This window comes from Alkalicoccobacillus plakortidis, assembly GCF_023703085.1.
In the GTDB taxonomy this organism is placed as follows: domain Bacteria; phylum Bacillota; class Bacilli; order Bacillales; family Bacillaceae_D; genus Alkalicoccobacillus; species Alkalicoccobacillus plakortidis.
This window is the reverse complement of sequence record NZ_JAMQJY010000001.1, coordinates 2,725,586-2,740,628: the sequence shown is the minus strand read 5'-3', so window position 1 is coordinate 2,740,628 and position 15,043 is coordinate 2,725,586. Positions and strand designations below refer to the sequence as shown.

At 40.9% G+C, this 15,043-nt stretch carries 17 protein-coding genes and 2 pseudogenes; 5 read left to right on the top strand and 14 right to left on the bottom strand.

The window, feature by feature from the left end; genetic code table 11:
• Positions 1-73: 73 nt before the first annotated feature.
• Genes ehuC through ehuA form a run of 3 tightly spaced genes read left to right on the top strand, consistent with a single transcriptional unit; the run spans position 74 to position 2,204 of the window.
• Positions 74-730: an ectoine/hydroxyectoine ABC transporter permease subunit EhuC gene (ehuC, locus tag NDM98_RS14320; RefSeq protein WP_251608824.1), complete on the top strand. Its 657-nt coding sequence runs from the start codon at positions 74-76 to the stop codon at positions 728-730.
• Complete coding sequence (ehuD, locus tag NDM98_RS14315; RefSeq protein ID WP_251608821.1) at positions 727-1,431, top strand: ectoine/hydroxyectoine ABC transporter permease subunit EhuD; 705 nt, start codon at positions 727-729, stop codon at positions 1,429-1,431. Before ehuC ends, ehuD begins: the two co-directional genes overlap by 4 nt.
• Positions 1,428-2,204, top strand: coding sequence for an ectoine/hydroxyectoine ABC transporter ATP-binding protein EhuA (gene ehuA / locus NDM98_RS14310; RefSeq protein WP_251608819.1), 777 nt, complete (start codon positions 1,428-1,430; stop codon positions 2,202-2,204). Before ehuD ends, ehuA begins: the two co-directional genes overlap by 4 nt.
• A 171-nt stretch (positions 2,205-2,375) precedes the next feature.
• Here the strand turns inward: ehuA and NDM98_RS14305 are convergent, their stop codons facing one another.
• Positions 2,376-2,984: a YqaA family protein gene (locus NDM98_RS14305; RefSeq protein WP_251608816.1), complete on the bottom strand. Its 609-nt coding sequence runs from the start codon at positions 2,982-2,984 to the stop codon at positions 2,376-2,378.
• A gap of 372 nt (positions 2,985-3,356) precedes the next feature.
• Here NDM98_RS14305 and NDM98_RS24695 point away from each other — a divergent pair, with 372 nt between their 5' ends.
• Positions 3,357-3,431 (top strand): hypothetical protein, encoded by a 75-nt coding sequence (locus NDM98_RS24695; RefSeq protein WP_373370414.1) that lies wholly within the window; start codon positions 3,357-3,359, stop codon positions 3,429-3,431.
• Positions 3,432-3,471: 40 nt separating this feature from the next.
• On the opposite strand, the gene NDM98_RS14295 is transcribed toward NDM98_RS24695, so the two are convergent.
• The 6 genes and pseudogenes from NDM98_RS14295 to NDM98_RS14275 all read right to left on the bottom strand — a co-directional run bounded on the left by NDM98_RS14295 (position 3,472) and on the right by NDM98_RS14275 (position 8,848).
• Positions 3,472-4,539 (bottom strand): NAD(P)/FAD-dependent oxidoreductase, encoded by a 1,068-nt coding sequence (locus NDM98_RS14295; RefSeq protein WP_251608812.1) that lies wholly within the window; start codon positions 4,537-4,539, stop codon positions 3,472-3,474.
• A gap of 117 nt (positions 4,540-4,656) precedes the next feature.
• Positions 4,657-4,869, bottom strand: a complete 213-nt coding sequence (locus NDM98_RS14290; RefSeq protein ID WP_251608809.1) for a hypothetical protein — start codon at positions 4,867-4,869, stop codon at positions 4,657-4,659.
• A 254-nt stretch (positions 4,870-5,123) separates the two neighbouring features.
• The gene (locus NDM98_RS24690; RefSeq protein WP_373370385.1) at positions 5,124-5,909 is read right to left on the bottom strand and encodes an MFS transporter; all 786 of its coding nucleotides are present in this window, start codon (positions 5,907-5,909) and stop codon (positions 5,124-5,126) included.
• Positions 5,875-6,465, bottom strand: coding sequence for an MFS transporter (locus tag NDM98_RS24685; protein ID WP_373370384.1), 591 nt, complete (start codon positions 6,463-6,465; stop codon positions 5,875-5,877). The genes NDM98_RS24690 and NDM98_RS24685 overlap by 35 nt, the downstream gene beginning before the upstream one ends.
• 195 nt (positions 6,466-6,660) lie before the next feature.
• Positions 6,661-8,356: pseudogene (locus NDM98_RS14280) on the bottom strand (M3 family oligoendopeptidase).
• Positions 8,357-8,416: 60 nt separating this feature from the next.
• Positions 8,417-8,848 carry an Lrp/AsnC family transcriptional regulator gene (locus NDM98_RS14275; RefSeq protein WP_251608808.1) on the bottom strand — a complete coding sequence of 144 codons (432 nt, stop codon included), beginning with the start codon at positions 8,846-8,848 and terminating at the stop codon, positions 8,417-8,419.
• A gap of 153 nt (positions 8,849-9,001) precedes the next feature.
• Here NDM98_RS14275 and NDM98_RS14270 point away from each other — a divergent pair, with 153 nt between their 5' ends.
• Complete coding sequence (locus NDM98_RS14270) at positions 9,002-9,622, top strand: YitT family protein (RefSeq protein WP_251608806.1); 621 nt, start codon at positions 9,002-9,004, stop codon at positions 9,620-9,622.
• 366 nt (positions 9,623-9,988) lie between these two features.
• Here the strand turns inward: NDM98_RS14270 and NDM98_RS14265 are convergent, their stop codons facing one another.
• From NDM98_RS14265 to NDM98_RS14235, 7 genes and pseudogenes are all read right to left on the bottom strand, one after another.
• Positions 9,989-10,525: a histidine phosphatase family protein gene (locus NDM98_RS14265; RefSeq protein WP_251608804.1), complete on the bottom strand. Its 537-nt coding sequence runs from the start codon at positions 10,523-10,525 to the stop codon at positions 9,989-9,991.
• Between the two features lie 27 nt (positions 10,526-10,552).
• A complete protein-coding gene (locus tag NDM98_RS14260; RefSeq protein WP_251608802.1) occupies positions 10,553-10,984 on the bottom strand; it encodes an NUDIX hydrolase in 432 nt (143 codons plus the stop codon).
• Positions 10,985-11,008: 24 nt separating this feature from the next.
• Complete coding sequence (locus NDM98_RS24475; protein ID WP_251608800.1) at positions 11,009-11,164, bottom strand: HAD family hydrolase; 156 nt, start codon at positions 11,162-11,164, stop codon at positions 11,009-11,011.
• 103 nt (positions 11,165-11,267) lie between these two features.
• Positions 11,268-11,627: pseudogene (locus tag NDM98_RS14250) on the bottom strand (HAD family hydrolase); the annotation flags it as partial.
• 20 nt (positions 11,628-11,647) lie between these two features.
• A complete protein-coding gene (locus tag NDM98_RS14245; protein WP_251608797.1) occupies positions 11,648-11,908 on the bottom strand; it encodes an RNA-binding S4 domain-containing protein in 261 nt (86 codons plus the stop codon).
• Positions 11,909-11,920: 12 nt separating this feature from the next.
• On the bottom strand, positions 11,921-13,378 hold the full coding sequence (yabN, locus tag NDM98_RS14240) for a bifunctional methyltransferase/pyrophosphohydrolase YabN (protein ID WP_251608794.1): 1,458 nt from the start codon (positions 13,376-13,378) through the stop codon (positions 11,921-11,923).
• Positions 13,379-13,386: 8 nt separating this feature from the next.
• Complete coding sequence (locus tag NDM98_RS14235) at positions 13,387-14,847, bottom strand: polysaccharide biosynthesis protein (RefSeq protein WP_251608791.1); 1,461 nt, start codon at positions 14,845-14,847, stop codon at positions 13,387-13,389.
• Between the last annotated feature and the right edge of the window lie 196 nt (positions 14,848-15,043).

Here is a 15,043-nt window from a genome sequence, read left to right as displayed (position 1 = left end):
AAGCTCCATGTGATTGAGTTTCTACGAGATATCCCTGTTTTTGTTTAATTGAACCGTTAGGAGTGAACAAATTTTGAGCACAGCAGACATTGTACAGGTACTCATACGAGGATTGCCAACGACTGTTTCACTTCTTTTAACGGCAACCGCTCTTGCTTTCACCATCGCCTTTATTGCTGGGATCTCAAGAGTATCAAAGTACAAATTTGTCCGAGTTGGGACAATGATCTATGTAGAGTTTTTTAGAGGTACCTCTTTGTTAATTCAGCTGTTTTGGCTGTTCTATGTATTACCGGAAGCCTTTGGTATTCGTTTAGATCCTTTCCTTGCAGGTGTTATTACATTAGGATTAAACTATGGAGCATACGGATCAGAGATTGTGAGAAGCTCTATCCTTTCTGTACCAAAAGGACAATCAGAAGCTGGCATTGCCTTAAATATGACAAGCAGACAGCAAATGTTTCGTGTTATTCTTCCACAAGCATTTAGAACAATGATTCCAGGCTTAACAAACAACTCAATTGAGCTTTTGAAAGGAACATCTCTTGTTGCCTTAATAACGTTGCAGGACATGATGTATTGGGGCCAAAACTTACGTGGAGCCGATTATAGCATCGCTCTACCCGTTTTTTCCATCTTATTAGTGATGTATTTCCTTGTTGCCCTACCCCTTATTCTTCTCTCTAAATATTTCGAGAAGCGAGCATCGAAGGGAGTGGCTAGCACATGATTGATTGGCAGGTAGTAGCAGACGCATTCCCAGTCATCTTTCGTGCCATGTTTGTTACACTCGGCATTACACTTGGAGCGTATCTTGTTTCAGTAACGTTTGGCTTAGTGCTAACTTTGTTAGGTCGCTCATCCTTTAAACCACTAGCGTGGACAGTTTTTGGATTTGTACAATTTGTCCGAAGTACACCACCACTTGTTCAACTGTTTTTTGTGTATTATGCATGGCCACAAATTCCAGTTGTTGGTGTTTCCATGAGTGCTGTTACAGCAGGAATAGCGACACTCGGCATTCACTATGCCACCTACTTATCAGAAATCTATCGATCAGGGATAAATTCTGTACCTAAAGGTCAATGGGAGGCAAGCCGCGCTCTTAACTTCGGCCGAACAAAAACATGGGTAAAAGTCATTTTACCTCAGGCCATCCCACCGGTTATCCCAATGATGGGCAATTATTTAATTGTTTTATTTAAAGAAACGCCACTACTAATGGCTATCTCTGTTTATGAAATGCTTGCAGCCGCACGTGAACTGGGTGCTTCAAACTTCCAGTATACTGAGGTCTATACGATTGTAGGTCTGTTATTCCTTCTACTCAGTTATCCATCCTCTCTGCTTGTTGGTTACGCAGAAAAACGAATGAATAACCGTATTAGCAGAAAAGCCAAAAAAGTTGAAAAGGAGCAGACATCAACATGACACAGCCAATTGTACAATTTAAAGGGATCAAAAAATCCTTTGATGAATTAGAAGTCATGAAGGATTTCACACTGGATGTAGATCCAGGTGAAATTGTATCCATTATCGGACCAAGTGGATCTGGTAAAACAACTATTATTCGCATGCTGATGACACTTGAGAAACCAACAGGTGGGGATATCATCGTTGAAGGCGAAAATTTGTGGAAAATGCAAGCAAAGGGTAAGTGGACGGATGCGGATGAAAAGCACCTAAGAAAAGTTCGTTCAAATGTCGGAATGGTTTTTCAACACTTTAACCTTTTCCCTCATATGACTATTTTAAGAAACTGTACAGAAGCTCCTATTCACGTCCTAGGTCTATCAAAGAAAGAAGCTGAAACTCGTGCAAGGGAAATGCTTGAGAAGGTTGGTCTTGGTGATAAGGTTGATAACTATCCCATTCAACTCTCTGGTGGTCAGCAACAACGTGTAGCCATTGCCCGTGCTTTGGTTATGCAGCCTAAGGTTATGCTGTTTGATGAACCTACCTCAGCTCTTGACCCTGAGCTTGTAGGTGAAGTACTTGCTGTTATCAAAGACCTTGCTCAGCAAGGCGACATGTCCATGATTCTTGTAACACATGAAATGGACTTCGCTTGGCAAGTCTCTGACCGCATTGTATTTATAGCAGACGGACAGTTAGTAGAACACGGTAAACCAAGCGACGTCCTAGATAATCCAAAAAGCGATCGACTACGGAATTTTCTAGAACGCTTCCGCACACAGGTATAAGACTTAAAAAGAGTTTAAGCCTTCTTACAGCATAAGGATGAACAAAAACCCCCGACCACTAGACTAGTGATGCGGGGGTTTTGTTTTAAGCAGTTATAATCATATCTAGGTCCACGCCCCGACTTGCGCGACGTGCCGCTAAAGCCAGAGCGCTACATAAAGGTCATATCACTATTTAACCGCTTTCTCCTTAGTAGCTTCAACATCCATCTCTAAGCGTTTGCTCTTTTGGATCTTTCTTTTAATCATAAGTCCTATAAAGAGTAAAACAGCAACTCCTAAAAAGATATACGTAAGATATGAATCAATCAAGTTCTCTGCGGCTCTCCCGTAGAAGTAAAACAAAAAACCAACTGCATAAAACTTAACCGCTCGGCCAATTGCAGCGTATCCAATCAGCTTCCATAACGAAAACTTCATTGCTCCTGCCATTATCGTAAACACTTTAAAAGGAATCGGAGTGAATGCACCAATTAGAATAGCTGCTTCTCCATTTTTAGTAAATAACGTTTGCGCCTTTTGCAGTGCATCTTTTTTAAGTAGTTTTTGAAGAACCGAATCTCCCAAATAATGCCCGATTAAGTACCCAAGAGGTGTACCTAACATACAGGCAACATAACCAACTGTTGCAAGCCACAATGCTTGAGAAGGATTAATCAGGCTGAGTGATACTTGTAGAAAGAATGCCGGGATCGGAAAAATAACAGCATCTGCAAAGGAATGAATAAACAAACCCCATGCTCCAAAATCCCTTAAGAAATCTATAACTGCCTCAAACAAACTTTCTCTCCCCTTTCATCTTTCCCCTGCTGTCGCTCGTTTTTTATCTCTTCTTATTATTACACATTATATCGTATGAATATATGATAAAAATCGTCCGCACATCAAACACGTCTATTGTAAAAATTTCCATGCGTTTCTTGCTTGTGGAATCTCGATTTGATATGATACGTTCGACCGGCTTTATCACCCGGTCACAAAAAAAAAGCCCGAATAGTAGGCTTTATCTTGTGCTTGCAGTTCTGTTTTTTCCTGGTGGTCCATCCATTAAAGACAGGAGGTGCTGTAAAATGGCACAACAAATTTTGTGTGAAGTCTCAAGCTGTTTGCATTGGGCTTGGAGACAATCACTGCGGAGCTTCAGAGATTTATGTGGTGAATCACCATGATAAATCAAAGGCAAAAGACTCTGCAGAAACCGATTGTAAGACATTTGAGGTACGATAAACCTCAAAAAGAGAGGAGACGTGGCAGCGTCTCTTCTTTTTTAATGTGTTCCTGCATGTACAAGCTTTTCATTTTTGAGCAATTCCTTATTCTTCTCTTTAAACCGCTCATTATGAGAGGATACATAAGCTTGTTCTGTAGCGTCTGGTTGGATAAATAATTTGGCCTGATTAATGGCTTTAGCTCCATCAACGTAGGCACCAGCAATGAGACGCAGTTTTCCGTCATTATTCACTAAGTCACCCGCTGCGAAAACTCCAGGTACACTTGTTTCCATCTTTTCATTTACAGCTAGAATTCCTTCGTTTGTTTTAAACTCTAAAGGGCTCTCTAACAGGAAATCAAGATCCATCTTATAACCATGATTCACAATAACTGCATCTACCTGATGTTCAACACATTCTTCTGTTTCAAGATCTTTTAGTGTCACCCGTTCGATTGCAGTGCCTGCCTCATCACCATGTAATTCTTCTACACAATAAGGTGTTAACACGTCAACAGAGGAGGCCCTCATCTGCTTAACATTGCTTTCATGTCCTCCGAATTCATCTCTGCGGTGTACCACTGCGACACTAGCTGCAATTGGCTCAAGTGCATTTGCCCAGTCAACAGCGGAGTTCCCTCCCCCAGAAATAATTACATGTTGATCCTTAAATTTATCAAGCTGCTGCACAGTATAATGCAAGTTAGTCACTTCATATCGGTCTGCTCCTTCAATTTCCAGCTTAGCTGTTTTGAAGATGCCGTGACCCACTGCCAGCACGATACTTTTTGAATAATGAGTCTCACCAGATGTACCTTTTAATATAAAGATTCCATCCTCTCGTCGTATTAGCTCCTGTATTTGTTCGTTTAAGCAGATAGTTGGTTCAAAGGTTCTTGCTTGCTCGTTTAGATTTGTCAGCACCTGTTGACCAGGAGTGGGTGGTAAACCACCAATATCCCAGATGATTTTCTCTGGATAAAGCAAAATCTTGCCGCCAAGCTGAGCTTGATATTCAACAATTTTTGTTTTCATATCACGCATTCCACTATAAAATGCACTATATAATCCAGCAGGTCCTCCGCCTATAATGGTCACATCGTAAACATCTTCGTGATTAGCCACAACTACCCCTCCTGATTCGTACCTTGTTACATCTATTTGACTAACTTTTCATTAAAAATGATTCTCATTCTTAATTATAACAAGGTTTTTCTCATCTGGAAAGAGATAATGGATAGACTAGTTCTTTTCACAAGTCACTGGCGACCAGAAGCTTTTCTTTTCTACCACCACAACGCTACCTTCTTGTTCAAACTTTTCAAAACACTGCTCAATAATAGCCATATTCTCTTGATGATTCCTGCTAATTTGTATGATCGTTACAACTGTAACAGCAATAATGATGACGCTCCCAATAAATGCAATCCAGATATTCCTTTTATGCTTATCCATGATCCTCCTCCTATTCTAATATCTAGGTTAGCATTTACTGAGAGGGTTTCCTATAAAAACAAAGCTGGAATTGAAGTTTATGTATATCCTATAAAGTCGAGCGAGGGGTAATCTGCAGACTCGCCACTACCGGGATGGGGGAGTGTATGTCTGTAGTGATACCTTTCTCTCTTATTTCTAACGGACAAAAACCGAACCATCATGATGATGATTCGGTTTTTTAATCTATTAATTTCCTGTACAAGCCATTCATCTTAAGCTGATTTTTCAACTGATTGATTAGATGTATCTTTTGTATAGGCAGCATACTGTTCCTGTACAAAGATCATCGCAGTTCCACCAATAAGTGCTGCTATTCCTAGTGCCATAAAGTTAAACTGTGGTTGTAGATTCATCGTTAACAGAATGCCTACAAAAGTCGGAGCTACAATCCCACCGATACGACCAAAGGCAATGGTACTTCCGAGTGCCGTGGAACGCATTGTGGAAGGATAATATTGAGAAACAAATGCATTTGAGAGATTTTGCACACCTAACGAAGAGGCTCCAATGATAGCCAGTAGGGCAAACACAATCACTGCATTTGTTGTCATGCCTACAAAGGATAATGCTACAGCTCCGGTGAAAAACAGTGGAACCATGACTTTTTTAAAGCCTACCTTATCCACCACACGTCCAAAAATAAGTGTTCCAACTATTGCACCCAACTGCAATACCGCAGTAAAGAGCAAACTCGAGCTTAAGTCATTTCCAACCTGCATCATCAGGGTTGGCAACCATGTATTTAATGCATAGATCAACACAAAAGCACAAAAACACGATGTCCAAAACATTAGAGTACTGAAGGAGCGTTTCTCTTTAAATAAATGAACAACCGGCGAACCTGATTTAGGAAGAACTGGCTTTTCCAGTTTCACATTGCTTAAGTCTTCGTCCGGAGCTAATTTTTGTAGAATTTGTTTTGCTTCCTGCTCACGATCTTTTAATAACAGAAACACAATCGATTCAGGAATATGCTTTAGTAGAAAAGGAAGAAACAAAATTGGAATCCCCGCAAGCCAAAACACAGGCTGCCAAGCCGAATTCAGGTAATACCGCTCGACTCGTTAGTGCAGCAATGATTGCACCTAAGGAATAGCCACAAAAAACAAATGAGATTAACGCAGCACGGATCCGTCTAGGTGCATACTCGGTTGTTAACGCAATGACGTTGGGCATCACTCCACCTAGTCCTAAACCGGCAATCACTCGAAAAACGATGAAAACATACTCGTTAGGAGCAAAGCCAGATAAAATTGTAAATAAGCTGAATAAGAGAGTTGTACCAATGATGACCTTTTTACGACCAAACTTATCTGCTAAAATGCCGCATAAGATTGTCCCGATAGCCATTCCGATAACGGTATAACTTCCAATCGAACCTGCTAACAAATCAGTAATGCCCCACTCTTCAATAAGAGATGGAACCACTGCTCCGTATACAACCACATCATATCCGTCAAATAAAATAATTAAAAAGAGCCAGAAAATAAACAGGATATGAAACGGCCTGATTTTACTTTGATCAATAATAGCTGTAGGATTTCTTGTCTCCACTTGTTTCCCTTCTCTCTACTTTTCTATGTATAAGTATTCATTATAAGCGATAGATCTTTTAGAAGAAAGAGAATTTAGCTTATTCCGATAATTGGGCTTTTACCAAAGAAAATGCTTGTTTCAAATGTAGAACACAAAGAAAAAACAGGTGAACTAGACCATGTCCAGTTCACCTGTCCTATTTTATTATAAGACTTATAACTTCTGATCGTTCACTCCGTCTAACCAAGCCTCAATTTCCCCAATCACGGACGAAACCGTGCCATCGGTAAATGGCGAACGTAAGCCTGCCACTTCAACAAGTTCAAGGAAGGATAAGCTGCCTCCCTTTTGACACAGATTGAGGTAATCACTCCATGCGGCTGGCTGATCGTCGTTCATACGTTTCCAGAACTGCAACGCGCAGATCTGAGCAAGGGTATAATCAATATAGTAGAACGGAACTTGGTAGATATGAGACTGTCTCTGCCAAAATCCTCCTGCTTCCAAATAGCTGTTTCCATCATAGTTACGATGAGGTAGATATCTCTCTTCAAGTTTACTCCAATAAAGCTTTCTTTCAGCAGGAGACGCTTCCGGGTTGGCATAAATAAAATGCTGGAATTCATCAACCGCGACGCCATATGGGATAAATAATATCGCACTGGCCAAATGCGCAAACTTATATTTTTCAGTATCCTCTTTAAAGAAATGCTCCATCCATGGCCACGCAAAAAACTCCATGCTCATCGAGTGAATCTCTGCTGCTTCCATGGTCGGGAAGCTGTATTCCGGTACACCTAAATGACGACTTTGGAAAACCTGAAAAGCATGTCCTGCCTCATGTGTGAGTACATCTATATCTCCAGAGGTTCCATTAAAGTTAGAGAAAATAAACGGGGACCCATACTCTGGTAAGAATGAACAGTACCCTCCACTCTCTTTACCTTTTTTACTTAACAAATCCATAAGCTCATTTTCAATCATATACGTAAAAAACTCATCTGTTTCTGGAGATAACTCCTTATACATTAGCTTTCCATTTTCAATAATCCAGTCGGCATCTCCTTTAGGGTTTGCATTCCCTGTTTGGAAAGTAAAATTCTCATCATAATAATTGAGGGTATCAACACCGATACGCTTTTGCTGCCGCTCTCGCAGTTTTGTAGCTACTGGTACTATATAATCCTGGACTTGCTGTCTGAAGTTCGCAACCATTTCTGCATCATAGTCAGTACGAGTCATACGTGCATAACCAAGTTCTACGTAATTGTCATAACCGAGCTTATGTGCCATACGTGTACGTACCTGTACCAGATCATCATAAATTCGATCTAGCTGCTCCTCATTCTCTGCCAGAAAACCAAATTTAGCTGTGGATGCTTGCTTACGTACTTGCCGATCTGTTGATTGTTCAAATGGTGTGAGCTGCGCTAATGTTCGCTCCTCCCCATCAAATTCAACCTTAGCTGAAGCAATTAATTGTCCGTATTCCGTTGTTAGCTTATTCTCCAAGCTGAAGCTCTGGAATAATGTCTGGGTTAAATGTTTTCAGCTTTAGCTCGGCCAATTTAAATAACTGGCTTCCCCATTTTTCTTCAAGTTCAGCTCGAAACGGTGAATCAACCAACGCTTGATAATAATCCGTCGTAAACTCCTGCATCACAGGCATCACTTCATCTATGTATTCCTTCTCTGCCTTATAAAATGCATCTTCGGTGTCAATCGAGTGGCGAATTGAAACAAGATTCGCTTGTGTATCAAGCCAATTCGAATAATCTTGGATCGCTTTTAACGCCTCAACCTGCTCTTCCACTGATGTTGATTCTTTAAATAATTGAATATGCTCCGTAAACGTTTTTTCTACTTCTTCTTTTTCTGGACGTTCATATTGCATCTTTGAAAATTTCATATTAAACACCCTTTCTGATTGTCTTATGTATTCTACAACGATACGAGTATTTCCTTTTAATCAAGGAGAAATAACCCGATATGGAACAGGAGAGGTAAGGACAGTGGATGTATTAATGTTCCCAAACGGGATCAGCCGATCAATTAACATGGTCATACTATTCATATCACTCACTGCTGCTTTTAAAAAGTAGCTGACTTCACCTGTTACTCGATGACACTCAATGATTGATTCTTCTTTTTGTATCATAGCCTCAAACTCATGAATTGACACCTTTAATGCTCCCACTTGAATAATCAGCATCATGTCTCTACCAATCGCAGTAAGGGAAATTCTAGCTGTAAACGCTTCAATAATTCCTTTCTCCTTTAGTCTAACCAAACGTTCTGCTGTACTTGGACGGCTTAGTGCCAATCGTTTGGAAAGCTCACTAACTGTCATTCGTGAGTCCTCTTGAATAGCCATGATAATTTTCCGATCTATAGTGTCCAATCTCTCTCCTCCTTCATTTTAGTATCATTATAGTTTAAATGACTTCAAAATACAGGGTTTTTGTTAGATATTCCTTCATAGTATTATGCGCGAATCCTTCTCTTTTCGATATTCTAATAATAGAAGAAAATGTTCGGAAGGAGCGACAATCATATGAAGCGTTGGACCTTGATTTTTATTGGCTGTTTATTAGCCGCTTTTGGTGTGGTAATTCTTAAACACTCAGATCTAGTAACTGGTGGAACTGCAGGCCTATCACTCAGTATTGCTTACCTCTCACATCTACCGTTTTCGTTCGTGTTTTTTCTCATTAACATCCCATTTTATCTGTTCTCAATGCTCAGAATGGGGCTGTCCTTTACTGTGACGACGATGTTATCTGTTACGATGTTGTCACTGCTAACAGGAATTGATACTTGGTTACCCGCATTCTCAATTCCATATTGGGCAGGCGCTATAGCCGGTGGATTTGTTATCGGAATTGGCCTGAGTTTATTGTTTAAAAATAGTGCATCCCTTGGTGGTTCAAACATTTTAGCTTTATTTCTGCAAAAGCGTTATGGTTTTGATCCAGGTAAAACAAACTTTGTCTTTGATTTAATGGTTGTACTCACAAGCCTATATACGATTGGATTCATCAAAGGATTCTTTTCCGTATTATCTATTGCCGTAACCTCGAGAGTAATAAGCTATTACAAAAACGGTTATGCCACAAAGAAACCTGCAGTGAAAAAGGAGTTTGTCCTGACACGTCAGGCCTCGCTTTCGAAATAATACATGAATGGACATCGTCTAAAATTAAAAAATCCGAGCAGTTCTGTCAATGCGATGACATTGACACGATTGCTCGGATTTTTTGTTTATCAGAAAAAGGGTTCCTGAATAATGTGGCGAATCATAAGGAAACCGAATAAAGGGAGGATAACAATGGGTCTATTGATTATCATCATGATTGCATATGCACCTATGTTTATTGCTGTACACAGGAGATTAGCTCGGCTGGAAAAACAAATGGAGAAATATATAAATGAATAGCGTACGCCGGACTCGTTTAGGAGAGGGGATAACTACCCGTTCCTACATTATGAGGAGTCGGCCAGACATCCAGAAAGCGACCTTAAAGATCCCAAACATCGATTTCTACTTCTCAAATAAGTACAACTTCCCGTTAGTTGGAACTTTAAAGTATGGACCTTTATACCCTCGTTTGCGTAAGTTTTTTCGCATAATATCCATTACACCACCATGGCTAACAATGAGACAATCTTTCCCTTCTGCTTCTGCTTGCGCAATCACATCATCTAATCGCTTTTTAGTCTCATATTTGTTTTCAGGTTGAGAAGAGTGTTTAAAGAGCCACGCGAGTCGTATCATAATTAGGTGTAGAAAAAGTGGCAAACGGAATGATGCCTTAAAGGGCGGAACCAAGTTAATTTCCCTTAGCTTATTTGTTTCATTAATCTCACCTGAATAAATTGTTTCTGCTGTTGTACGAGCTCGCGGCAAATCACTTGAATAACAGCTCTTCCAATTCACGGAACCTAGATCAACAGAATTCTCCTCTACTTCGGATTCATCATATTCTTTGACCCATCTAATCAGATCGCTACTAGATATCAAACGATGCTCGGGATACCCTCTTGTTACTTTAAAATGCCTGACTAATCCTATTTTCACGAGGAGAACTCCTTTCATAATAATGGTCTAGGTCCAACCGTCGCTGTCATACCACATGTGGATGTCTTCTTTTTCGATTGCATCTTTTACATATTGAATTGTATTTTCTGGCATCTGATTTATAGGGAACCATTCAAGTGCTGAGCTTTTTTCAGGCTCTGCATTAAAAGGTGAGCCTTCCCATTTGGTTATTCTCACAAAGAAATCGACCCAATTTAATTCGCCTGATAATCGATGCAAAACGCCTGCAACCTCTATGTCTTGGCGCTGAATGTCTACACCTATTTCTTCTTTTGCTTCTCGCTGCACAGCTGTTAACATATCCTCATTTGGATCAATTTTGCCTGCAACTACACTCCAATTTCCATCTTCAAATCCTGTATTCTGCCTTTGTAGCAGTAGGACTTCATTGTCCTTGTAAAAAAGCAGGTGCACAGATCCAAATAGATGCGGCAACATATGCATACCTCCTCGGCTGTGCTTTTAATAATGATCTGGTTCGATCTCGTCTATTGAGTGAACAATTGTGTCCGCCTGCGCTAAATCCTGGCTACCTGCATCCGGTGCCAAATAACCGATACATGTCATGCCTGCAGCTTTTGCTGAGCGCACACCATTGTGTGAATCCTCGAGTACCACACAATCCTTTGGATCTACACCAAGTACCGACGCCGTTTCTAAGTAGATATGCGGTGCCTGGTTTACCTTGCTCCACTTCTTCTCCACTAATAATAGAAACAAACTGATCTAGAATGCCAAATTTAGTAAGGACTGCTTCTATATAAACACGTGGGGACGAAGAGGCTACAGCCATTGGAACGTCTCGCTCTGAGAGTTTCTTCATTAATGCTGGTATTCCTTTGATCGGTTCAAGATCAGATTCTTTTAAGCGTTTCAGCTTTTCTGTGATTTGGTGTTCAAGAATTTCTTCTAATTCACCATTCAAACCGTGCTCTTTCTTAACGCGACTCCACATCTCGGGACTGACCATCCCCATATACTTGGAGAGATCATCCTCCGTGATCGTTGCCCCGTAACGGGCTGCAGTCGCAATTTCGACCTCAATATGCTGAGGTTCACTATTCACGATGACACCGTCCATATCAAAAATAAAAGCCTTCATCATCCGTTCACCGGCTCTTCTTTTACGATTGTATACATGTTATCAGCGTCGTCCTTACGGCTGGTTTCTCTCACTTCATTAATGCTGACCGTGACTAGCTTCTGGCCAAAACGAACAACAAGCTCGTCCCCTGCTTTTACATCTGAACCTGCTTTCGCTTGGTTCCCGTTAATCGTAATTCTGCCTTGGTCACATACTTCTTTTGCAAGGGTCCTTCTTTTAATCAGTCTTGATACTTTTAGAAATTTATCTAGTCTCATAGTTATTCTCCTTTATTTATCGTATTTTTTACTTTCCTTCCAGATCGCTTCAAGCTCATCTATACGTAGGTCTTGCATCTGCTTTCCATTATTACTTATGCTATCTTCCATATACTCAAAGCGTCTCTGAAACTTAGTATTTGTTGAAGCAATAGCTTGCTCTGCATCAATTTTATAAAAACGAGCTACATTTGCAAGCGTAAACAGTACATCACCAAGCTCCTGCTCCATCTTCTGCCTATCACCATGAGTAAGCTCTGCTTTAAACTCCTCAAGCTCTTCATCTAGTTTACTCCAAATAGGCTCTGCTTCTGTCCAATCAAAACCTACCTTAGCTGCAGCTTTTTGCAAGGAGATAGCTTTCATTAAACCTGGAAGACCTTTTGGAATACCTGATAGTCGACCGGCATCCTTTTTCCCTTTTTCTTGCTGCTTAATCGCATCCCAGTTACTCACGACTTCTTCTGCGGTATCAGCAACTACCTCTCCAAAAACATGAGGATGTCTGCGCACCATTTTATTTGTCACGGATGCGAGTACGTCTTGAATTGAAAACCAACCCGCATCCTCACCAATTTGGGCATGTAACATCACTTGTAGCAGAACATCTCCTAGCTCTTCAACGAGATGATCGTCATCTTCATGATCGATTGCATCAAGCACCTCATAGGATTCCTCAATTAAATAAGGTTTTAACGACTCATGTGTTTGTTTTTTATCCCATGGGCAGCCATTTGGTCCTCGAAGTGTAGCAATAACCTGTCTTAAAGTCGAGAATTCTTCTCTTAATAACGTGTCGTCTTGTACAGGTGGCACGTATACTGCCGTTAGGTTGTTTAGTGTTGTCACTCGATCCAGCTCATGTAACGGAACACGTAGTAAACTTTCTTCAGAGGAGCCAAGCGCTGTCGCAACAACGACTTCATATTCATCAGGCAACCTCTCCATTAAGGTCAGCTTCACTTCTGAGGCAATCATTGCGTCATACACCTGAACAATAATGAGGTGCTGGGTTAGTTGGAATTCATCCCGTTTAAAACTTGTGCCGTCGAGAATTTGGCTGCCTTCAATCGGATCAATCTGAAGAGCCGTATACATAGAATCAAGAAAGCTAGTCCCACCAAGAAACTGAAGCTCTACGAGACGCGCTTCTGCTTGCTTTACTAATAGCTGGATCGTGCGTTCTGCTACAAAAGGATGCCCCGGAACAGCGTATGTAATGTCCGATTTTCCCGCTTGTTTAAATAAGATCTCTGCAATTTCTTCATACACAGCCTCGAATTGATCATGGCTTTCATACACATCATCAAATGACGTCCACGTAAGTCCCTCATTTGCTAATTCCTTTAAGACAGGATGATCTTCTGTACGTACGAAAAGGGATTTGGTTTCTTTAATATGCCGGTAAAGCCCTAATGGCATTTGATCTAAATCCCCCGCGCCAAGTCCTATTACATATATTTTTCCCATTTATTCATTCATTCCTTCCTACTTGTGAAGATCGCTCGTAGCTTCTTTAACTTTGGTACCTGCTCCCACTCTCTCGCAGTAAAGATCGGTAAGCGAATCAAACAAATAAGAACAACCAATCCACCAACTCCACTAATAGCTAGTGCCGTTCCTGTATCAACCAGTCGCCTTTGTCCAGTACCTATCCAGTCTGAAATGAACCAAGCGCATATAGTCGTCACTATCGTCAACAAAATAAGGGTAATTAGCAACGCTAGATACGGCATGGTATGTCTCCATAGCTTGCCAGATACTTGTTTAATAAAATAGAGACCAAGACACGCCATCACGGTGAAAGCTATGGTCGAAGCAGCGGCTGCACCTGTTGCTCCATACATTGGAATCAATACAACATTGGCAAGCAATTTTAAAACAAGACCGATCCCTATAATGATAGCCGGTACTCGAATGCTTCCATAGCCTTGTAATATGGCTGCAGCTGTTAAGTAAACAGAGCATGGCGCAATCGAGAGCACAAGTACTCGCAAGAACGTTGTACCTTGTTGATCCGTAAACAGCATATGGTTCAGTGGGTCCATAATAACCACAAGTCCAATTGTTGCGGCTCCACCTATTAACAGCGCCAGTCTAAGAGCCATATCCTGAAAACCGAGAACCGCTTTGCTATTTTTCTCAGCCCTCGCCTGTGCCATCGCAGGAACAATCGCCAAAGCAAGTGTTGTTGCCAAAATAGTGCCTAATTGAATGAGTGGTTGCCCTCGATCATAAATGCCTTTAAGCTGATAAGCTTCCATTTCGCTGACTCCAAAATTCTGCAGTAAATGAATCATTGAGAAGACATCAACAAACTGGAAAAAGATCAGTACAAGAGCGTTCATACAGATAAACACACTTTGTGCTAAAAGTGAGCCGATTCGATTTATCGCGTTCCTTAATGTGAATTTCTTTAATTCGTTAATCCCAAGTGAAATTTGCATCTTTTTCATATACGCAAATAAGATAATGACTCCTGTAAAGCTACCAAGTAACGAGCCATATATCGCTCCAGATCCTAATTGATAGGCATCTGCACTTGTTTTCATGAGTAGATATGTAATAAGCAAAATGGCCGTCACTCGCACTAGCTGTTCCCCTACATTCGAAACAGCAGTTGGTAGCATCTCTCTCTGGCCTTGGGTCGCACCTCTTGCCACACTTAAAAAGGGTAAGAATAAAAATGAAAATCCAGTCACTCGTAAGACATCTGTTAAAGCGGGATCACCCATCCACACAGCAAGCCATGGAGCCAAACCCACCATCAGCACAACGGCTACAATAGAGAATAATAATAATCCTACAAAGTACAGACCTGTTGTTGCTTTTACATCTTGATTGTTCTCTGCGAGCTGTCTCGACAGAACAATCGGAAATCCATATAGCGAAACAATGGCCATAAAACCATAAAACGGATAGATTTGCCTGGTATACATAAAACCCTAAGTCGCCTGCCATATTTTGATATGGAATACGATAACCGGCACTAATGATTTTTGTCAAAAGAGCTGCGGCAGATAATAAAACGGCGCCTCCAAGGAATGATTTCCCTCGATTCACTTCTGTATTCAAGCGCCTTCCTCCTAACAGTAGATACCTGTCTCTATCATACTCAATTTCACACGAAATCGC